Source organism: Chryseobacterium sp. D764, from assembly GCF_019317325.1.
In the GTDB taxonomy this organism is placed as follows: Bacteria; Bacteroidota; Bacteroidia; order Flavobacteriales; family Weeksellaceae; genus Chryseobacterium.
Window position 1 is genome coordinate 4263811 of sequence record NZ_CP079219.1, and the last position, 21439, is coordinate 4285249.

Below are 21439 nucleotides of genomic sequence, written 5' to 3' on the forward strand. Positions count from 1 at the left end.
AGAGGTTTTACAGGAAATTTAAAGTTTGTCATATCCTTCAAATTTCTCATCCACGATACGTTTCCATTCAGAATGTTTCTTGATAAAAGCGAAAACGTAAGGACAGAAGGGAAGAAGCTTTTTCCCGCTTTCTTCGATATAATTGAGCGTTTTCTCTACCACAGCTGCTGCTGCACCTGTTCCTGCCAGTTCAGGATCTGCTTCAGTGTGTACCAAAGCAATCTGGTGTGTTGTCTCACGGTAATCTATAAATGCATAATGCCCGTTGAATTCTATTTCAAATCTTTTTTCCGCTTTTACAAGAGGTATATTTTCAAATTCTGGTTTCATAATTTTTGAATTAAGGATTGCCTGCTTCTGTAATAGAGCAAAGCTTATTTGTTATCATAGCTAAACCTTACAGGTTTTCAAAACCCATAAGGTTTGCAATTATATAAAGTTAATAAAAAAGGAATTACCTAAGATTAAGATAAATTTAATTCTTTTAATCTTCAAGATATCCGAATTTCCCGGTGTTGAAATCCTCAAAAGCCTGCATGATTTCCTCTCTGGAATTCATTACAAAAGGGCCATGAGGGTAGATCGGTTCATTAATAGGCTCACCACTGATAATTAAAACAACAGCATCTTCTTTTGCTTCAATAGTGAAAGTTTCACCTTCATTTTTAAATAATGCAAAATGATCAGACTTCACGGTTTCTTCACCGTTGACGGTAATGTTTCCTTCAATAACCAAAGCTGCAGTATTGAAATGAGCCGGAAAATTAAAATCAGCTTTTCCACCTGCTTTAAGTTTGGCATTCATCATATGAACCGGTGTGAAAGTACTTGCAGGACCTTTATGACCGTCATATTCGCCGGCAATTATTTCTACAAAACCATTTTCACCTAAATCTACTCTTTCCATTTTAGAATTTTCGATAGCCTGATATTTCGGGCAGCTCATTTTATCTTTTGCCGGAAGATTTACCCAAAGCTGAACCATCTGAAAAATTCCTCCTTCTTTTGCCCATGTTGTTTCATGGTACTCTTTATGAAGAACTCCTTTTGCTGCGGTCATCCACTGAACGTCACCTTCTCCTATAACACCGCCGCCGCCAGCACTGTCATGGTGTTCTACTTTTCCGCTATACGCTATTGTTACTGTTTCAAAACCTCTGTGCGGATGAACTCCCACTCCTCTTGGTCTGTCGGAACCATTGAAATGAAATTTTGAATTGTAATCAAGCATAATAAACGGGTCCATTCTTTTCATATCTAATCCGGATACTCCCGGAATAAAATTATGAACCCTGAATCCATCGCCTACAAAGTGTGCAGGTCTCGGAGATACTACGATTTCTATTTTTTTAGTTGCCATCACATTGTTGATTATGTTAACAAAATTACCATAGTTATATGCGAAAAGCATTGATCTGTGTTAAGTTCGTAGGAAACGTAGAAAGGCAAAATGTACAGCGTGAAGTTTCAAATTTACCATTTTAAGTTTCATTCTTTAATCTTCCTTCGACTTCATATTCTTTCCATCTGAAATGTGTAGCCTTCTGAAAACAAATCCTGATAAAATTGTCAATATTCCTACCGTGAGAAATGTGAGTCGAAAGGCATTGTGAATTTCACCATTAATAAGATCTGTATTTTCAAACAGCTTTAAAACAATCAGTCCGAATGCAATTCCGAAACCGATAGCTAGCTGTTGATTCACTGAAATTAAAGAGTTTCCGCTGCTGGTCTGAAAATTCCGAAGGTCAGCAATAGAAATGGTATTCATAGAGGTGAACTGTATAGAGTTGAAAAAACCTAATACTGCGATAATGGGAATAAACCAATATAAGGAAGTATGTATATCAGGTATAGCGAGCAGGCAGATCAGCGTTCCGATGATGAATGTATTGATCATTAAAGTCTGACGATAGCCATATTTATCAAGAATTTTAATTACTGAGGATTTCCCGAAGATTGCCGTTAAAGCCATGGGAGCAATAATCCAGCCTGAAGTTACTGCTGATTGTTTATACGCAATCTGAATCATCAGGGGAAGCAATAACGGAACAGAACTGATTCCTAATCTGGTGGCCAGGTTTCCCACGATACCTACCCGAAAAGTTCTCACCTGAAAAAGGTTTAACGGGAAGATAGGATTTCCTCCTCTTTTAGCATGTTTGTAATAATAATACAGAAACAGGAAGCCCATAATGAATACAAGTAAAACAGGAGTGATATTCTGCATGTCCCCAAAAAGTTCCAGTGAAACGGAAAGCAGGAGGGAGGCCGCTGCAAAAATTAAAAAGCCTTTTAAATCAAAATCAACATCATCCGACTTGTAATTGGGCATGAATTTTAATCCTAAAAGAATTCCTAAAACACCAATCGGGATATTGATCAGAAATATCCAGTGCCATGAAAGGTAATCTACCATATAACCTCCGACTAACGGACCAAGTACAGGACCAATAAGAGCCGGAATAATGGCAAAGTTCATTGCTTTAAGGAGCTCACTTTTATCAAATGTTTTGATTAATGCCAGCTTTCCGACAGGAGTCATTAAACTTCCTCCGACTCCCTGGATGACCCTTGAAATTACCAAATGGGTAAGATTCTGAGACAAGGAACAAAACAAGGAACCTAAGCTGAACAGTACCAACGAGAAAATAAATACTTTTTTGGTCCCGAACCGGTCTGCCAGAAATCCGCTGGCAGGCATGAAAACAGCTAATGTAAGAACATAACTGATAATGGCGTTCTGCATATTAAGCGGAGATTCGTGCAGATCTTTTGCAATAGAAGGCAGGGAAGTATTCAGGATGGTTGAATCCAGCATCTGCATAAAAATAGCGGTAGCCAGAATCAAAGGTAATATTTTCTTTATGGATGTCTGTGGTGTGCTTGTTTCTGTCATTTCGTATAGGCTGAACCGTTAAAAACGTCCAGACTTATTTTATTTGAAGAATCTGCTTGCTTTAAGCAGGTTGATCTTTAGATAAAGAAATCCATATAAAATTAAAAAAGTCCTGTGAGATTTCACAGGACTTTTTGATTTATTTTCTAGGCTTTTCTACTCCTTTCCATTCATCACCGGCTTTTCTATACTGGCTTAAAGTGAAAGTTTTGAAATCCTTTGTTTTGTATTCGATGTTATCGGTATTCTGCTCAAATGGCATGATGTAATAATATTCGATATCTGTCTTATCAGATTTGTTTCCTTTTTTTACACTAGGAACATATTTTGAAAACTTATAGCTTGGAAGATATTGTTTCAGTCTTGCATAGAAAGCTTTGTCTTCTTTTTCGCTAGGAATGATATCTACAATATTCAAATCATCTTTTTTCTTGTCAATCCAAAGATAATATGTCTTTTCCTCTCCCATATTTCTGTTGAAAGAGTTGAAGGCAAATAATTCTTTCGGTACAAGTTCCTTTATTTTCTCAGGATCAACCTTTGTGTAGTATTGTCCTTTTGAAGGATCTACATAGGTTTCAAGATTGTACATCAAAACAGAATTGTTTTCAAATTTCTTATTTTTAAAATATTGATTTAAAGATAATTCTGCAGTTGCTCTAAGTTCTTTACCTCTGGCATCCAATTTTTTTGTTGGATTCTGAGGGTTTACATATTTTACGAATTCATATAAAACGACAGGTTTTATATCTTTAAGGTGAGGATACGTTTTTAGCTGCTCTGCTTTTACAAGCCAGTAGAATTGCTGGTAGTAATCATCTTTATCTTGATCTTTCACGCTCTTATAAGCCAAAGCAAGCTTCTTCGAATTCAGATATTTGCCATATTTTCCTTGTCCAAAAGCAAAACTTATGGCTAATAAGGCAAATAAAACAGTAAGGTTTCTTCTCATTTTTTTATAATTGATATTTTCGTTTTTCAAATATAATTATTTATTAGATATTATTTTGGATTGTCAGTTAAATTATGCCATATTGTTATTGTTAATTCAAAAGAAAATCCTGTATTACTACAGGATTGATAAATTATAACTGAGGAAGTTAGGTGTTTGAAGCGATGAAATTAAATATCAATAGTCAATTTTTGCTTCGCAAAATGAATGGTGAATGATTAACAGTAGATCAGAAAATACCTCTGTATTGATGGTTCTTAATCTCGAATCTCGCAACCCGAACCACATAACAAAATTGACAAGCACAGCGGATTGACGATTGACTATTCACTAATCAACCCCTCTAGTACGAAGTTTCATGTACTTTCACCGCTCTTCCGCTTGGATCATTCATTTTTTTGAATGCTTCATCCCATTCTAAAGCGATAGGAGTGGAGCAGGCTACAGATGGAACAGAAGGTACGGTAGCAGCTGCTGTTTCACTTGGAAAATGTTCTTCAAAAATAGTTCTGTATCTGTATTCTTCTTTGTTTTGAGGAGTGTTTAGCGGGAATCTGAATCTTGCGTTAGCCATCATTTCATCCGTCACTTCTTTTTCTGCAACTTCTTTTAAGGTATCGATCCATGAGTAGCCTACACCATCTGAGAACTGTTCTTTCTGTCTCCAGACAATAGAATCAGGAAGCATATCTTCAAAGGCTTTTCTCAATACCCATTTTTCGATTTTTCCTTCAGCCGTATTGATCATTTTATCTTTTGGGTTAAGAGTCATGGCAATATCCATAAATTCTTTGTCCAGAAAAGGAACTCTGCCTTCAATTCCCCAGCTCATTAGCGCTTTGTTGGCTCTTAAGCAGTCATACAGGTGAAGTTTGCCTAATTTTCTTACCGTTTCATCGTGGAATTCTTTTGCGTTTGGAGCTTTGTGGAAATATAAATAACCACCGAATAATTCATCAGAACCTTCTCCTGAAAGCACCATTTTTATTCCCATAGACTTAATTACTCTTGCCAGAAGATACATCGGGGTGGATGCCCTGATTGTTGTTACATCATAAGTTTCCAGGTGATAAATTACATCGCGTACAGCATCCAGCCCTTCCTGAACGGTAAAGTTAACTTCATGGTGAACAGATCCGATGTGTTTTGCAGCTGTTTGTGCAGCAGCCAGATCGGGAGAACCTACAAGTCCTACAGCAAAACTGTGAAGTCTTGGATACCAGGCTTCCTGTGTGTCTCCACTTTCAACTCTCTGGCGGGCAAATTTTGCGGTAATCGCTGAAATCACTGAGGAATCCAAACCTCCGGAAAGAAGTACACCATAAGGAACATCACTCATCAGTTGTCTGTGAACAGCATCCTCAAGACCCTTTCTTAATTTTGCGATATCTGTTTCGTTTTCTTTCACATGATCAAAACTGTCCCAGTCTCTTGTATACCATTGCTGAAGTTCAGCGCCGTCCGGACTGTAAACGAAATGTCCCGGTAAGAATGTTTCAATTTTTTTACATACTCCTTCAAGTGCTTTCAGTTCAGAAGCTACATAATAGTTTCCGTTTTTGTCCCAACCTTGATAAAGAGGGCATATTCCCATATGATCACGGGCAATAAGGTAGATGTCGTTTTCAGTGTCATATAATGCGAAGGCAAAAATCCCGTTCAGTTTTTCAACGAAATCTTTTCCGTACTTTCTGTAAAGAGCAAGGATTACCTCGCAGTCAGATTGAGTCTGAAACTCATAATCAGAAAATTCTTCTTTTAATTCTCTATGGTTGTAGATTTCACCATTCACGGCTAATACTACTTTTCCGTCTTTTGTAAATAAAGGTTGTTTTCCAGAGGTAGGATCTACAATGGCAAGTCTTTCGTGAGAGAAAATTACTTTTTCGTCCTGAAAAACGCCGCTCCAATCCGGTCCTCTGTGACGGATTTTTTTTGACATTTCCAGCACCTGAAGTCTTAATACTTCAGTTTTCTGTTTGGCATCAAATAAACATACAATTCCACACATAATTTCTATTATTTATGTGACAAAAGTAGAAGGGATGTTTATAAATAACAATGAAAAATATTTAAAAGCGAAAATTTTTAATTAATTAATTATTTAAAGTTAAAAGTATTAACTATTCTTTGAAATTAACATGTTTTTGATTAATTTTTTTCGTTGAGCCGAAATTGATGGTTTTTCCATACAAAATAAAAATGACATATTTATTAATCTATGGTAATTAATTATATGAATTTTAACCCTTACTTTGTGGCTCGAAATAATTTTTTTTCATCATTTGTGTTTTTACCTTCTTGCAATTCTCATGCAAGAAGGTTTTGTTTTATTGTACCCCAAGTAACGTTCCCGAAACATTCCATGAGCTGAAACTTGTGCCTTCGGAAGCTCCCTGAGAAATTTTCACCTGAATCGTATGTTTTCCGGCTTTCAAATCTCCAAGAGGAATGAAGTTAGGATTGGTAACTGTTCCCGGACACCAGTTTGATCTGCTGAGGTCTGATGAAGAAAGACCGTCCTGAAAATTTCCTGATGCCGGATTGTACAAACGGTACGAACCACAGTCTGTTCTCCATGGGACGAATGAAAATACCGGATTTCCATCAACGAAAATAGAATTGGCTTTAGGAACAAACTCATCTCCGTTTTCCCAGCCTCCATGTCCGGTTGTAGTATATCTTAACTGAGCATTTTTCAAATCTTTATTTAAAGTGAAATTAACAAGGAGTCCTTTATCCTGATTGAACATCGTAGAGTAGTCCTGCCCGGCCATTTCCATAATATTTAAAGTATTGAATAATGGTATCGCTGTATTGTTTTTATTAACTGTCTGATCACTCTTGTGAATGGTGATATCAAGGCTTACTTTATGTCCGCCTTTGTCATAGTTGCCAATAAATGTACCTACCCAAATTTCTTTTCCTGATAATGCAGGCTTAAGCTCTGTAATATCCTGCCGGTAAGGACTGATAGTCTGCCAGTTTTTTCCTTTAAGCTGAATATGATTGAACTTCTGGATTCCAAAAGCGGTAAAAAATCTCATCATTTCCGTAGCGGGGCTATAGTTATCGGTAGTTGTTATCCCGTAATATTGCTTTCCGTTTCCATTTTCATAGACAGGAAGTGTTTTTGCTCCTTTTTCCAATCCATCAAAAAAAGATTTTTCCTTATCCTGAGGGATGAAAAATACTGTTCCGGTTCTGTCATAGGCATCCCCGTTCGACTGTTGTTTCAGTTCTACAAAAATATTTTCTCCTTCTGTAATCGCAGGGAATTTTACTTTTTTAAGAATGATGGTTCCGTTGGCATATCTTTTTATCTGTTCATCAGATTTTGAGGCATCAGAGAAATTGATGGTTTCATTTTCAAAAACATTCAGCGTAGTAAATCTGCTTTTCCAAAGCAAATCTTTATACCCCAACTGATCCGTTGTCTGTATATTTCCCTTTACTATATTTTCAATTCCTGTATCCTTGATTTTTTTGATCGAACTGGCTGTAATTAAAGAGTTTTTATTTCTTTCGACTTCCAGAACCAGTCCTAAATTCTGTCCTAAAACAGAAGGCCCACCCTTTAGCTTCAAATCATTCGTGTACCAGATCTCAATGGTGTTTGAGTTCACCTTTGTGACTGCTTTTTTACAAGTGTAGCCTAGAATCTTTTTAGTTTCATTGGTGAGTTCAAAATCCTGCTTTCCCACAGACTCAGTATCTGATGTTAAAATAGTAGATCCCGGTTTTAAAAAAGCATATGAAACAATAATGTTTGTTGGCTTTTCTACCTTAGTGATTTCATAAGGGAAGCTGCTTTTTTGTTCTTTGATTGTACTGTTGAGAATGAAATTTTCTTTCTCATTAACCCAAACGATAGTAGAGGGCTGGTCTGTATTTGTTTTTCCGTTATATGAACTGGTATACTGAATTTCATAGGTCTGTGCAGAAAACAGACAGTATAAGAAGATGGCTAGAAAATTGAAAACAATTCTTGTATGCATAAATAAAATGAGTTTGCTGCAAAGTTATTCTAAAGTTTCCAGAGCATCAAACCGGTTTAATCTATACAGTTAGTAGACAATGTGCTTTAAATGTTACAAAAAATGTTACATTTTTTTAGAAAGATTTTTAAATAAAAAAAAACTACTCCAAAAAATAGAGTAGTTTTATATATTGTTATTGGGTTTGGATTAAGAAATTCTCTCAATCAAAGCCATATAGAATCCGTCATAACCCTCGCTAGGCATTACTTTTTCATCCTTAATCATTTTGAATCCGGGGTTGTTTTTGATGAATTCGTCTACCTGCAGATTGTTTTCAGATGGAAGGATAGAACATGTTGCATATACCATTTTTCCTCCTTTTTTAAGCATTTTAGAATAGTCCTGAAGGATTTGCTGCTGTTCTTTTTTAATTCTGTCAATAAAGTCCTGATCAATTTTCCACTTACTGTCCGGATTTCTTTTTAAAACTCCAAGACCAGAACATGGGGCATCAATCAGAAGTCTGTCAGCCTTTTCATGAAGACGTTTGATTACTTTATTATCGGCAATCATACGGGTTTCAATATTGTGGGCGCCAGCTCTTTTAGCACGACGTTTCAATTCGGCAAGTTTCCACTCGAAAATATCCAGGGCAATAATCTGGCCTTTGTTTTTCATTAATGCTGCTAAGTGAAGTGTTTTTCCTCCCGCACCTGCACATGCATCTACCACTCTTTGTCCTTCCTGCACATCAAGGAAATAACCGATCTTTTGAGAAGAAGCATCCTGAACTTCAAATAATCCTTCTTTAAACGCTGTGGTAAGAAAAACATTCTTCTTCTCTTCTAACTGAACAGCATCAGGATAATTTTTAATAGGAAAAGAAACAACACCTTCATCAGTAAGGTCAGAAATAAGTTCTTTTGTTGTTGTTCTTAAAGAATTTGCTCTTAAAACAGTGGGTGCCTGCTCATTCAAAGCAATCATTTCTCTTTCCCATTTAGCTCCAAGTTCTTTTTCAAGAGTTTCAGCAAGCCATTCAGGAATAGAATGCTCTATTGCTTTTGTAGGAACTGTATTCTTTTTAAGTTTGGTAAGAATGTCGGCAATTTTGATTCCGTCAAATTCTTCAAACTTTTTATAATTGGTTTTACTCCAAAGTAAATAGGCGATGATAAGCTTGTAAATGTTGTTGGGCTTTACACCCTCCCCCATATAATATTCAAGACGTTTTTTCCAACGGATAATATTGTAAAAAATTTCAGAAACAACAGCTCTGTCCTGGCTTCCCCATTTTCTGTTTGCTTTCAAAAGTCTTTCAATAACTTTATCTGCATATTTGTTTTTCTCAAAAAATGTCTCCTGTAAGGCATCGTGAATTCCGATTGCCAAGTTTCTGTGAATAAGTTCCATAAGTTTGCTTCGCTGTTTGAATCTGCAAAAATACGACTTTTAATTGAGAGTTTGGAATTTGGGATGTGAGAGTTTAAGAATGGCAGGCTGATGGTGATAGTGAATGGTCAATCCGCTTAGCTTGTAGATTTTTATAAGTATAAATAAATTTTAACGCAAAGACCGCTAAGAAATCTTATAGTTTTTTAAGAAGGATCGCAAAGGCGTTTCACTTAGCAATGATTAAACTGATATTCTGGCTGAACGAAGTGACTTTGCGAACGAAGTATAATATTTTTAATCAAGCTTTGCGAACGATAGCGTTTAGTTTGACTTTTCAACAGTAATTATACTGCACTTGACTTCAACCTCCAAAAAGCTCTACCTTTGCAAAAAATTAAAAATATGAGTGATACAGTACTTTGTCCGAAATGCAGCTCTGAGTTTACCTATCCGAGCGATAATATGATGGTCTGTTCCCAGTGTTTCCACGAATGGAATCCTGCAGAAGCGGCTACTGAAGCAGCTAACGAAGGAAAAATATTAGATTCAAATGGAAACGAACTTCAGGATGGAGATTCTGTAGTCGTAGTAAAAGATCTTCCTGTAAAAGGAGCTCCAAAACCGGTAAAAGCAGGAACCAAAGTGAAAAATATCCGTTTAAGACCAGGAAGTGATCATAATATTGACTGCAAAATTGATGGTTTCGGGGCAATGGCTCTTAAATCAGAGTTTGTAAAGAAAGCATAAGAAAATTACTGTTTTCTTATGTCTTAAAAATAAGAAAAGGAAAAAATTGGACAGTGTAATCTTTCTAAGACTTAATTGCAAGATTGCTAATGTCCGTCTGGAAGGCAGAAAGAGAAATAACCAAAAATTTCCTTAAGCTTTGGAAGTACAAATGTAAGAAAAAGTTTGAATAACCAATTCTTATGTTTGTATTTTTTTTATAGATAAGTGTAAGTAAATGTATAAGTTATGTAAAACACAGAGAAAAGGGAAAATATCCCGTATATAATAATAGCCCTGCCTTTTTGTCTTTAAATAAATGAAATATTTATAGATCCTGATATGCTCTCATCTGTATAAACTACAAGTTCTTTTTCCTTTGTTCTTAGCTTATTCCAATAATAGTTTCCTGCAAATCTGCTTTCCAGAACTTCGGCTTCGAGGCCGGATTCTGTAATTTTGATTTCTTTGGGATAATAAGAGAATTTGGGAAGCTGGAAGTCTTCAGCCTCGTTTTCACTGAAAATATTCACTTCTCCGAATAATTTTGCAACATAAGAGTTGTAAGGGTGTCTGTAGGTCTCTTCCGGACTGTCATTCTGAATTAGTCTTCCGTCCTGAAGAATAACAATCTGATCCAGCCACGGCATAATCTCCTGAAGTTCGTGAGTAGAGATAATTAAAGAAACTCCATGCTGCTTTACATATCTGAAAAGTCTTTCTCGAAGCTCAATTTTTCTCGGAAAATCCAGATTACTGAATGGTTCGTCTAAAATCAGGAGCTTTGGAAGTACAGACAATGCTCTGGCAATGGCCACTCTCTGCTGTTGTCCACCACTTAAATATTTGGGAAGTACGTTCGCAAATTCCTGAAGACCCACCACTTCCAGAAGTTCCGTTACGGTTTCTTTTTTTTGTTTTAAATTGATATTAGAAATAAACTTTCCTACGTTTTCGGCAACTGTAGCATAAGGCATAAGATCAAAATTCTGTGCTACGAATTTCATTTCCGGTTCCCCGGGAACAAGATTTCCTTTCGGTCCCAAAAGCTTTGTTCCGTTAAAAATAATTTCTCCACTTTCCCAATCAAGAAGACCATAAATAAGATTGAGAAGAGTGGATTTTCCGCATCCGCTTTCTCCTGCAAGAGCTATAATTCTGTTTTCTTCAAACCTTAGATTAAGGTTCTGAAACAGGGGATTTTCTTTGTTATGAGAGAAAAATAAATTGTTTATTTCTAATAGCATATTACAAATGTAAGGTTTTTATGAAAACATAATTTTTTTTATTATATTAGCGGAACTAATAAAAATAAATCAAAAATGAGAAAAAAACTGTTTTCGATAGCGATTCCTGCTTTATTCGTTGCTGCTGTAATGGTTTCTTGTAAAAAAGATAAACCGCTTACCAGTGAGAGTAATGAGGTGACGACTACCAAAGAAGGTAGCCAGTTCACTTTGGATACGCTAAACAGTAAAGTTGAATGGAAGGGATATAAAGTTTTTAAATCTGAGAATACAAGTCATTTTGGAACAATCAGGTTTGAAAGCGGAGATGTGACAGTGAAAGACGGAAAACTGGAAAGCGGAAAATTCGTTGCTGATATGAACTCATTAACTTCTGTGGATTTGAAAGACAGTCCGGAAGATATGGGAAAATTAAATGGCCACCTGAAGAGCGGCGATTTCTTTGAAGTTGAAAAATTTCCAACGGCTTCTTATGAAATTACAAAAGTTACTCCGGCTACAGAAGGTGATTATAATACTCTTTTGGATGGTAATTTAACAATTAAAGGAATTACAAAATCCGTTCAGTTTAAGGCTAATGTTTCTGTAAAAGACGGAGTGGTAAGTGTAGCTACTGAACCAAAGGATATCAAAAGAGAAGAGTTTGGGGTGAAGTTCCAGGCTCCTGCTGAAAACGGTGTGATTAAAGACGAGGTGACTCTTCAGATCAACGTTAAAGCTTTAGAAAAGAAATAATTTTTTTATTTAAGTGAAATAAGTGATTGAAGTCTGCCTCCCGAAAAAGAGGCAGATTTTTTTTTGACGGACTTATTATTCAACTTAAAATCGTATTTTTGCAAAACATTTTGAAAGGGTAAAATAATGATAGAAAAGATAGAAGAACTACTGATCGAAGTAAACGGCTTCAATGCTACCTCTAGGGAAGATATCGAAAACTTCCGAATCAAGTACAACGGTAAAAAAGGGGTTCTTAATGATTTTTACGAAACATTAAAAGAAGTTCCTAACGACCAGAAGAAAGATTTCGGACAGAAGATCAATACTTTGAAACAGGCAGTTGCTGTAAAATTGGAAGATTTGAAAAATTCTTCTGAATCTTCTGTTGTCGTAGAAAAAGAAGATCTTACAAGACCTGAATTTCCATTGGAATTGGGTTCAAGACACCCAATTAATCTGGTGAAAAACAGAATTATTGAAATCTTTAAATCTATTGGTTTTGCAGTAGCAGACGGACCAGAGATTGAAGATGACTGGCATAACTTTACGGCACTTAATCTTCCGGAATATCACCCGGCAAGAGATATGCAGGATACATTCTTTATTGAGCAGAATCCTGATATTCTTTTGAGAACACATACATCTTCTGTACAAACTCGTTTTATGGAAGAAAATCAGCCTCCAATCAGGATTTTATCTCCGGGAAGAGTTTTCAGAAATGAAGCCATCTCTTCACGTTCTCACTGTATCTTCCACCAGATTGAGGGATTATATATTGATGAGAATGTAAGTTTTGCAGATTTAAAGCAAACAATCCAGTTCTTTACTACTGAACTTTTCGGAAAATCTAAGATCAGAATGAGACCTTCTTTCTTCCCGTTCACTGAGCCGAGTGCTGAAATTGATGTGTATTGGGGATTAAACTCTGAAACAGATTACAGAATTACAAAAGGAACAGGATGGCTGGAGATCATGGGATGTGGAATGGTAGACCCTGCCGTACTGAAAAATGTGAATATCGATTCTGAGAAATATTCAGGATATGCATTCGGAATGGGAATTGAAAGAATTACAATGCTTCTTTACCAGATGAGTGACATCAGAATGTTCTTTGAAAATGATATCAGAACACTCGAACAGTTCAAAACACTATAAAAAATCAAACCTCCGGAGCTCCGGAGGTTTTTTGTTTTTAATTACTGACCTAAGAAACAAAACGTAATTAAAAACTGATCTTATTGAAAAATTTACACGTGTCTGTCTCTTATATCTATACTTCGGTTCGGATCCGCTTGGTACCTCAATGGAAGTATTGACATGCTGCAACTCTTTTATCTGCCTCTATTATTAAGACAATCCGTGTTAAGGATATATTACATCAGCAATAAAAAAAGCCTGTAAAATTTACAGGCTGTATCTTTAAAAACTTACAATTGTTATTTGCTGAACTTTAAAGGATATTTTACGTTTTTGTAATCATCAATACTGGCTTTCAGTGAACCTACTGCCAGTTCAGCTTTCAACAGCATCGGAATATGATTGGCATCATTGGAAACCCACATAGTTACGCCTTCTTTTTCTTTAAATACTCTTCCGCTTTTTACAGATGGAATAATCTTTAAACAATTGATGGTACCGAATTTTGTCTTTAAATTTTCTGTTCCTGTTACTTTTAACTGAAATGGAAACATCTCGTCATCAATCCATACATTCATATTGATGATGGTTCCCACCTTCAATTCATCCGGGCTTTTACTCCTTAAATAGTAAAAACATGAAAGCATATCCTGAACCCCTTTTACTGATTTTAGAACCTTAGAGCCATTGGCAGGAGTTTTTTTATCTGTTAAAATTAATGTATTATTATCGTGATTAAAAACCGTTTCAAAATGCTGGCGATAGCTTCCTTCACGTACATTTCTGACGTAGAAACTTGGTAATCCTGTTTGGGTATTGATGAAACTTTCATATAAATCTTCCACCTTGAAGAATGCTTTTACGGCGCCGGTAGTCTGTCCTGTTCCTTTTACATACAGATGGGGAATCCCTTTGTAATTGGTCTGTTTTGTAGTAAGGTTCGCTGTTCCTGCGTTAAGGAAGCCGTAATGTATTCTGAGAGTGATAGATTCTCCGTCCGCGATGTTATCAATCTGGGCTGAGCCTAAAAAGAATATAAATACTGCAAAAAGGTTTAAAATTTTCTTCATAACAAGACATTTACAAAAACATTGCCAAATTTAAAATCTTAAATGATAGATATTTGACAAATCTCAGGTTTTTATTTAGAATCAATTAAATATGCTTCGCATTAAAATTAGTAAATTTGCAGTTACATGTATAATTAAATTATCTTAAATATTATGATAACCACTGATATATTGATCATAGGTGCGGGACCTACAGGACTTTTTGCAGTTTTTGAAGCTGGTTTATTAAAAATGAAGTGCCATATTATTGATGCGCTTCCACAGCCAGGAGGGCAGTTGGCAGAACTGTATCCTAAAAAACCTATCTTCGATATTCCAGGTTATCCTTCAGTGAATGCTGGAGAATTGGTGGATAATTTAATGGAACAGATCAAGCAGTTTCAGCCTGGATTCACTTTGGGAGAAACCGCTGTTTCTTATACTAAAGTAGATGATGAATGGTTTGAAGTAATTACCAACAAAGGAACTGTTCACAGATGTAAAGCTATTGCCATTGCCGGTGGTTTAGGTACTTTTGAACCTAGAAAACCTACGATGGATAATATTGCAGATTACGAAGAAAAAGGCCTTGAGTACTTTGTGAAAGAACCTGAGCATTTCAGAAATAAAAAAGTAGTTATTGCCGGAGGTGGTGATTCTGCTCTTGACTGGAGTGTTTTCTTGTCAAATGTTGCCAGCGAAGTTACATTGATTCACAGAAGAAATGAATTCAGAGGCGCTTTGGATTCTGTAGAAAAAGTTCAGGACCTGAAGAATCAAGGGAAGATTAAATTAATCACTCCAGCAGAAGTTACAGCTATTAAAGGTGACGGAAAAGTAGAAGCGATCACGGTACAGGTTGACGGTCAAGAAGCTTATGATATTGAAACAGATTATTTTATTCCATTATTCGGATTGACTCCAAAACTTGGAGAGATCGGAAACTGGGGATTAAATATCGAGAAGAATGCAATCGTTGTAAATAACGCTTTAGATTACCAGACGAACATTGACGGAATCTATGCAATTGGAGATATCAACACCTATCCTGGAAAACTGAAGTTGATCCTTTGTGGTTTCCACGAAGCTACTTTGATGTGTCAGAGTGTTTACAACAGACTGAATCCTGGTAAAAAATTCGTATTAAAATATACAACGGTAAGTGGTGTTGACGGATTCGACGGAAGCCGTAAAGAAGCAGAGAAGGCAGTTGTGAAAAAAATTGACTAATTTTGCAGAATTATGTCAGACGTTAATATTAAAATTACCGACAGAGAAGGGGTAACCCATGATGTCGTAGCTCCTACGGATATGTCCATGAACTTAATGGAAATTATCCGTTCCTATGAATTGGCAGAAGAAGGTACTATTGGTGTATGTGGAGGAATGGCGATGTGTGCTTCATGCCAGGTATATGTAATCAATGATCCTGGTCTGGAACCAATGGGAGATGAAGAAGATGCTATGTTGGGTGAAGCTTTCCATGTGAAAGAAAACAGCAGATTGGGATGCCAGCTACATATTGCCGATGCAATGGAAGGGCTCGAAGTGGAAATTGCTCCTTATCCTTAGAAAATATTTTTTAATCTTAATAAGAAACCCGTCCGAATTTTTCGGACGGGTTTTTGTTTTTAAAAGAGTTTATTATTTAAACTTCTTCCTTAGAAATCCACTTTCCAACCGTAGGAGCCTGATAATTTCTCATCTTTTCCAGTAAGTCATCTATAGTGTCGCTGATCAGCAGCATATCACTGTTTATCTGCTTCAAGAACCCTTTATCCACCATGGTTTGAACCAGTTTAATCAGATCATCATAAAAACCATCAATATTCAAAATTCCGATCGGTTTTTTGTGAAGCCCGAGCTGTGCCCATGTGATCATCTCAAAGAATTCTTCTAATGTGCCGTAACCACCGGGAAGAACGATAACACCATCACAAAGTTCATTCATTTTGGTTTTTCTTTCGTGCATGGTTTCCACGATGATGAGTTCGGTCAGATTTTTGTGAGCAATTTCTTTAGATTGTAGAAAGTGGGGAAGGACTCCAATGACGCTACCATTTTCACTCAATGCTCCGTCGGCAATCGTTCCCATCAAGCCAACATCAGCACCTCCATAAATAAGCTGTATATCATGTTTAGCCAAGGTTTGTCCAAGGAGAAATGCCTGTTCTTTGTAAATGTCATGCGAGCCGAAACTTGAGCCGCAGAATACGGTGATACTTTTCATTGTATAAGGTTTTTTATGGTTTGGATGCTTCGACAAGCTCAGCATGACATCTCTAATACTAACTTTTTTTTAGGTATAAATTTTTAGCTGTGTCATGCTGAGCCTGTCGAAGCATTTTTATTTCAATTAAAACTAAAAATATCCAAAATCATAAGACTTTGGATATTCAATATAGTAATTTTAATGTTCTATTTCTGAGGAATATTGGCTAAAATATCTTTCAGGAAACTCCAGAATTTCTGAGTTGAAGGAATGTTCGCTTTTTCATCAGGAGAGTGAGCCCCTCTGATCGTTGGTCCAAAGCTTACCATTTCCATTTCAGGATAGTTGGCTCCAATGATACCACATTCAAGACCTGCATGGCAAGCTACTACATGAGGTTTTTCAGTGAACTTCTCAGTATAAAGTTTCTCCATCAGCTGTACGATCTCTGAACCTGGTTTTGGCTTCCATCCTGGATATGAACCGCTGAATTCAACATTCATTCCAGCCAATTCTGCTACAGATTTCAATTGTTCTGCCACTGAATATTTTGAAGAATCTACAGAAGATCTTGTAAGGTTTAAAATCTTAAGTTCTCCAACTTTCAATTCTACTCTTGCTACGTTATTAGAAGCTTCTACAAGATCAGCCACATCCGGACTCATTCTGTATACTCCATTATGAAGAGCTTTTAGAGTAAGGATTACTTTTTTAGAATCTCCTTCTGAAATTGCTTTGTCAGAAGACGTGGAGTTCTCAATATTGATCTGAATTCCCGGCTCTACAGTCGCAAATTCTTCTAAAATATCTTTCTTAAGAATCGTTACGTTTTCTATAAATTCCTGAGCATTTCTCACGGAAATCAGAGCTACACCTTCTCTAGGAATTGCATTTCTCAGACCTCCGCTGTCGATAGAAACCAATTCAATATTCTGATTTTCTAAACCGCTGTAAAGAAGTCTACCCAAAATAATATTGGCATTTCCGAAACCTTTATGAATATCCATTCCGGAGTGTCCACCCTGAAGACCTTTTACTTCAAGTCTTACAATTTGTCCTTTTGGAGCTTCTGCAGCATAGTTTTGAGTGATAGTTACGTCAACACCTCCTGCACAGCCAATATCAATCTCATCATCCTCTTCAGTATCAAGATTCAATAGAATTTGTCCTGTCAGTTGCCCTGGCTTTAGTCCTAAAGCACCCGTCATTCCAGTCTCTTCATCAATAGTGAAAAGAGCCTCCAATGCAGGATGTGGAATATCTGAACTTTCAAGAATAGACATAATGGTTGCTACTCCTAAACCATTATCAGCTCCTAAAGTAGTTCCTTTTGCCTTTACCCAGTCACCGTCAATCTCCATTTTGATTCCTTCTGTTTCAAAATCGAAATTAACATCGTTATTTTTCTGGCAAACCATATCAAGGTGCGATTGAAGCACGATAGATTTACGGTTTTCCATGCCAGCAGTGGCAGGTTTCTTAATAATAACGTTTCCTACTTCATCTACCGTAGTTTCCAGTCCTAAATTTTCACCAAATCCCTTGATAAAAGCTATTACTTTTTCCTCCTTTTTTGAAGGTCTTGGAACAGCATTTAATCTGGAGAAATTTTTCCAGATAATCTGCGGTTCTATATTAGATAATTCCATTGAATTTTATTTTTCTCAAATTTACAAAATAAAAAATGCTTCCGTGAGATACAGAAGCATTTTTGTTGTATGATTTCGCTTTTATTAACATCCACACTCTCCATAGATCGGAGTCGTAAATGTAGTTCCGTCTGGTTTCTCTATAGTCAGAGTCCCTTCAAACAGTAAAGCTTCTTCGCCTTTTATTTTTTTACCTTTTACGGAAATTTTGTAATCATCATTTTCTATTTCTTTGGTAAGCAGTTCATCTACCTCCATATCACTTGAAGAGATGAGATTCAGAGCCAGTCTTTTGCCATCCAGCATCATGTAAGCAGTTTTTCCGGCATCATCTGCGTAGATGTATCTTTCATTTTCAAAATCAGTTTTGCTTATCGCAAAATAGCAGGAGCATTCTTTAATTTCTTTAGGAAACGGAATGGTTCCCACCAGAATATTTCCAGAAGATGTACCTGTTGAAGCAGAATCTTTTGCAATAGGTAAAGAATCGGCAGAAGGAGAACCTGAAACCGTTTCTTTTTCCTTTTTGCAAGCTACCAATAGAAATGCGGAAAATAAAATGATTAAATATTTCATGTGTTTGTGGTTTTATTATTTTTCTTACCCTCTTGCTCTTTCAAGAAGTGTCATCATTAATAAAGAAAGGATTACTAAACTTTCTTCTTCATCATCAATATCGATCAGTCTGTCCAGCTGGAATCTTCTTCCGAAGAATGAAGGCATTTTTTTAAGTTTAAAATAAGCTTTCCCATCAATACCAGTCACCGTATAAGATGGATTAAGGAAATATCCTGTGAACATTCCGATGATAGGAAGTTCTCCTACAAAGCTGTCCCAGAATCTCACCCATGCACTGTCTTCCTGAACTTTAAACTTAGGCTGATCTTGGGCATCCAGAATATCGTAACTTGCTTTCCAGATAGAACGCATTCCTTTTCTTGCCAGTCTACCGAAGTTTTTATTGTCAATAAGATCATTCAAAGAATACGAAGCGTTGAAATCTATCCATTTATTAGCTTTGATTCTGAAAAGTTCCTTAGACTTGCTCTCATCATTGAAAACGATAACATCTTCTTTCAACTTGAACATTTTCTGACGCACATACGCTACATAATTTCCGTTTTTGTCAGTAATATTGAAGTCACTTGCTAAAGTAGTGATTTTGAATTTGAAATCCAGAGGATAGTTAAGATTGTTAAGTACCATGTTAGTTAATTTTTTTCATATTTAATTTAAGCCGCAAATATAAAGGTTTTTTTAGAGTTCTCAGGTAAGGGTGAAATTTAAAATATCATATTGAGACATTGTGTTGACGGAAATTTATAAGGTGATTTTTGTGAAAAATAAAATTAAACGCTGAGTTCGCAAGGGTTGTTTACTCTTTTTATATGTTTTGTTCACAAAGGCATTTCGTTCAGCTGAGATACAAGTTTTCTTATTGCTGAGTAAAGCGCCTTTGCGATCATTTTTTTAACCTTTAGACATCTTAGCGCGCTCAGCGTTAAAAATTTATTATACTGTATAAAAATTCACAAGCGAAGCGAACTGACGATTGACTATTCACTATTAATTATCAACTTTAATCCTTATTTTTGTACCTATGGATTATCCAAGTAAAGTATTGGCAAAGGCGGTAGACGAGATTTCGGGACTGCCTGGGATTGGAAGAAAAACCGCATTGAGATTAGCACTGCATTTGTTGAAGCAGCCCAATTCCAGAGTTGTAAGTCTTGGAAATTCCCTGATTAACCTTGTCAATGAAATAAAATATTGTAAAGAATGTCATAATTTTTCAGATTTTGACATCTGTGAAATATGCAGCAATGAAAAGAGAAATGGTGAACTGATCTGTATCGTTGAAGATGTACGGGATGTAATTGCTATTGAGAATACCGGAAAATATACAGGCAAGTATCTGATCCTGGGCGGAAAAATTTCTCCAATGGAAGGAGTAGGACCCGGGCAGTTAAATATTCCAAGTATTGAAAAGAAATTGAATGATGGAAAGGTGAAGGAATTTATTTTCGCATTGAGTGCCACGATGGAAGGAGATACAACAGCGTATTATATCTATAAGAAATTTAAAAGTTTCAATGTGAATTTCTCCAGCATTGCAAGAGGAATTTCAGTAGGAGATGAACTGGAATATGCTGATGAAATTTCATTAGGAAGATCCATTATCAACAGGCTGCCATATAACGAAAAGGATTAATATGAAGCTGTCTGTTATTATCGTTAATTATAATGTTGTACAATTGCTCAGAAGCTGCCTCTTGTCACTTCATAAATATATACAGGAGATAGACTATGAAGTGATTGTTATTGATAATGCCTCTACAGACAATTCCTGGAGAGATCTTATTCCCGAGTTTCCGAACGTACATTTTATAGCTTCTGAAATAAACGGAGGTTTTTCAAAAGCGAACAACCGGGCGATTCAGGCAGCAAAAGGAGAATATATTTTACTTTTGAATCCTGATACAGAATTTGAAGGGTTTTATATGAAGGAACTTCTGGATTTTGCCGATTCTCAGCCTGCATTCGGATGTCTGGGAGTGAGGATGCATGATGCGGAAGGTAATTTTCTTCCTGAAAGTAAACGTTCTGTTCCGGATATGTTTAACTCTTTTGAAAAGCTGTTTACAAATTTTAAAAAGAATAATTCCAAGTCTTATTACAGAAACGACATTGAGGAAAATGCGGTTGCTGAAATAGAAGTTATGACAGGCGCTTTTTTACTGGCTAAAAAAGACGTTTACGAAAAAATAGGAGGGCTGGATGAAGCTTATTTTATGTATGGAGAAGATATTGATCTTTGCTATACTTTCTTAAGAAACGGTTACAAAAACTTCTATTATGGTAAAGTTTCTATTCTTCATCACAAAGGAGAAAGCACTATTAAGAATGAAGTATATCTCAAGAGATTTTATGGAGCCATGCAGATCTTTATTGATAAATATTATAAAGAATCGAAGCCTGTACAATATTCATTTTTAAAGGCAGGGCTGAAACTTCGCTATCAGATTGAAAAGATCAAGTTAAAATAAAAAAGCAACTCAATTGGAGTTGCTTTTGTTTTATATAAGATGGTATTCTTCTTATTTTGCCGGTGCTACAGGAGTTTGTGCCGGAGTTGTTGTAGAAGAAGCAGGAGCTGACTGTTTTGCAGGAGCTTCTTTCTTCACTGGTTGTTTTTGTGTAGGAGCTACCTGAGACGGCTTTCCTGTAATAACAACGCTTAAAAGGATAAGAACGATGATAGTTCCGCCTAGAGTCCATGTTGCTTTTTCCATGAAATCATTGGTTCTCTGTACTCCAAACTGTGCAGATGATGCACCTCCGAATGTACTGGAAAGGCCTCCTCCTTTTGGATTTTGTGCCATAACGATAATTACCAATAAAACGCTGGCAACCATAACAAGAACCATCAATAGTGTAAATATAGTATCCATTAATTCTGATATCTTTTTGAATGG

The 21439-nt window shown here is 36.2% G+C and carries 21 protein-coding genes; 7 read left to right on the forward strand and 14 right to left on the reverse strand.

Features of this window, described 5'->3' with window-relative positions:
* Nucleotides 1-18: 18 nt before the first annotated feature.
* The 7 genes from KYG33_RS19510 to KYG33_RS19540 form a co-directional block, all read right to left on the reverse strand.
* Complete coding sequence (locus KYG33_RS19510) at nucleotides 19-330, reverse strand: GNAT family N-acetyltransferase (protein ID WP_077414041.1); 312 nt, start codon at nucleotides 328-330, stop codon at nucleotides 19-21.
* Between the two features lie 154 nt (nucleotides 331-484).
* Nucleotides 485-1360: a pirin family protein gene (locus KYG33_RS19515; protein ID WP_180565236.1), complete on the reverse strand. Its 876-nt coding sequence runs from the start codon at nucleotides 1358-1360 to the stop codon at nucleotides 485-487.
* Between the two features lie 135 nt (nucleotides 1361-1495).
* A complete protein-coding gene (locus KYG33_RS19520; RefSeq protein ID WP_077414043.1) occupies nucleotides 1496-2899 on the reverse strand; it encodes an MFS transporter in 1404 nt (467 codons plus the stop codon).
* A gap of 139 nt (nucleotides 2900-3038) precedes the next feature.
* A complete protein-coding gene (locus tag KYG33_RS19525) occupies nucleotides 3039-3881 on the reverse strand; it encodes a hypothetical protein (RefSeq protein ID WP_257468845.1) in 843 nt (280 codons plus the stop codon).
* A gap of 313 nt (nucleotides 3882-4194) precedes the next feature.
* Entirely contained in the window at nucleotides 4195-5862 is a 1668-nt protein-coding gene (gene asnB, locus KYG33_RS19530) for an asparagine synthase B (RefSeq protein WP_219072266.1), read from the reverse strand.
* Nucleotides 5863-6181: 319 nt separating this feature from the next.
* Nucleotides 6182-7849, reverse strand: coding sequence for a GLPGLI family protein (locus tag KYG33_RS19535; protein ID WP_219072267.1), 1668 nt, complete (start codon nucleotides 7847-7849; stop codon nucleotides 6182-6184).
* A gap of 189 nt (nucleotides 7850-8038) precedes the next feature.
* On the reverse strand, nucleotides 8039-9244 hold the full coding sequence (locus KYG33_RS19540) for an RsmB/NOP family class I SAM-dependent RNA methyltransferase (protein ID WP_077414049.1): 1206 nt from the start codon (nucleotides 9242-9244) through the stop codon (nucleotides 8039-8041).
* Between the two features lie 384 nt (nucleotides 9245-9628).
* On the opposite strand from KYG33_RS19540, the gene KYG33_RS19545 reads away from it, so the two are divergent.
* Nucleotides 9629-9973 (forward strand): zinc ribbon domain-containing protein YjdM, encoded by a 345-nt coding sequence (locus tag KYG33_RS19545; protein ID WP_219072268.1) that lies wholly within the window; start codon nucleotides 9629-9631, stop codon nucleotides 9971-9973.
* Between the two features lie 290 nt (nucleotides 9974-10263).
* Here the strand turns inward: KYG33_RS19545 and KYG33_RS19550 are convergent, their stop codons facing one another.
* Entirely contained in the window at nucleotides 10264-11199 is a 936-nt protein-coding gene (locus KYG33_RS19550) for a sulfate/molybdate ABC transporter ATP-binding protein (RefSeq protein WP_077414052.1), read from the reverse strand.
* Between the two features lie 75 nt (nucleotides 11200-11274).
* Between KYG33_RS19550 and KYG33_RS19555 the strand changes: the two genes are divergently transcribed.
* Together KYG33_RS19555 and pheS are read left to right on the forward strand one after the other, a co-directional pair.
* The gene (locus KYG33_RS19555) at nucleotides 11275-11934 is read left to right on the forward strand and encodes a YceI family protein (protein WP_077414054.1); all 660 of its coding nucleotides are present in this window, start codon (nucleotides 11275-11277) and stop codon (nucleotides 11932-11934) included.
* Nucleotides 11935-12060: 126 nt separating this feature from the next.
* Entirely contained in the window at nucleotides 12061-13071 is a 1011-nt protein-coding gene (gene pheS, locus KYG33_RS19560; protein WP_077414055.1) for a phenylalanine--tRNA ligase subunit alpha, read from the forward strand.
* Nucleotides 13072-13352: 281 nt separating this feature from the next.
* Here pheS and KYG33_RS19565 read toward each other — a convergent pair whose 3' ends face one another.
* Nucleotides 13353-14123: a DUF3108 domain-containing protein gene (locus KYG33_RS19565; protein ID WP_077414057.1), complete on the reverse strand. Its 771-nt coding sequence runs from the start codon at nucleotides 14121-14123 to the stop codon at nucleotides 13353-13355.
* Nucleotides 14124-14276: 153 nt separating this feature from the next.
* On the opposite strand from KYG33_RS19565, the gene KYG33_RS19570 reads away from it, so the two are divergent.
* A complete protein-coding gene (locus KYG33_RS19570; RefSeq protein ID WP_077414059.1) occupies nucleotides 14277-15332 on the forward strand; it encodes an NAD(P)/FAD-dependent oxidoreductase in 1056 nt (351 codons plus the stop codon).
* Nucleotides 15333-15344: 12 nt separating this feature from the next.
* Nucleotides 15345-15674, forward strand: coding sequence for a 2Fe-2S iron-sulfur cluster binding domain-containing protein (locus tag KYG33_RS19575; RefSeq protein ID WP_047382628.1), 330 nt, complete (start codon nucleotides 15345-15347; stop codon nucleotides 15672-15674).
* 76 nt (nucleotides 15675-15750) lie between these two features.
* Here the strand turns inward: KYG33_RS19575 and KYG33_RS19580 are convergent, their stop codons facing one another.
* From KYG33_RS19580 to KYG33_RS19595, 4 genes are all read right to left on the reverse strand, one after another.
* On the reverse strand, nucleotides 15751-16332 hold the full coding sequence (locus KYG33_RS19580) for a TIGR00730 family Rossman fold protein (protein ID WP_077414060.1): 582 nt from the start codon (nucleotides 16330-16332) through the stop codon (nucleotides 15751-15753).
* Between the two features lie 188 nt (nucleotides 16333-16520).
* Entirely contained in the window at nucleotides 16521-17963 is a 1443-nt protein-coding gene (locus KYG33_RS19585; protein WP_219072269.1) for an aminoacyl-histidine dipeptidase, read from the reverse strand.
* An 84-nt stretch (nucleotides 17964-18047) separates the two neighbouring features.
* The gene (locus KYG33_RS19590; RefSeq protein ID WP_077414062.1) at nucleotides 18048-18539 is read right to left on the reverse strand and encodes a hypothetical protein; all 492 of its coding nucleotides are present in this window, start codon (nucleotides 18537-18539) and stop codon (nucleotides 18048-18050) included.
* A 24-nt stretch (nucleotides 18540-18563) separates the two neighbouring features.
* A complete protein-coding gene (locus tag KYG33_RS19595) occupies nucleotides 18564-19169 on the reverse strand; it encodes a hypothetical protein (RefSeq protein WP_077414063.1) in 606 nt (201 codons plus the stop codon).
* A gap of 394 nt (nucleotides 19170-19563) precedes the next feature.
* Between KYG33_RS19595 and recR the strand changes: the two genes are divergently transcribed.
* Together recR and KYG33_RS19605 are read left to right on the forward strand one after the other, a co-directional pair.
* Nucleotides 19564-20175, forward strand: coding sequence for a recombination mediator RecR (recR, locus tag KYG33_RS19600; RefSeq protein WP_219072270.1), 612 nt, complete (start codon nucleotides 19564-19566; stop codon nucleotides 20173-20175).
* The gene (locus KYG33_RS19605; RefSeq protein ID WP_139348473.1) at nucleotides 20171-21010 is read left to right on the forward strand and encodes a glycosyltransferase family 2 protein; all 840 of its coding nucleotides are present in this window, start codon (nucleotides 20171-20173) and stop codon (nucleotides 21008-21010) included. The genes recR and KYG33_RS19605 overlap by 5 nt, the downstream gene beginning before the upstream one ends.
* A 51-nt stretch (nucleotides 21011-21061) precedes the next feature.
* On the opposite strand, the gene secG is transcribed toward KYG33_RS19605, so the two are convergent.
* Nucleotides 21062-21415, reverse strand: a complete 354-nt coding sequence (secG, locus tag KYG33_RS19610; RefSeq protein WP_077414065.1) for a preprotein translocase subunit SecG — start codon at nucleotides 21413-21415, stop codon at nucleotides 21062-21064.
* Nucleotides 21416-21439 lie beyond the last annotated feature (24 nt).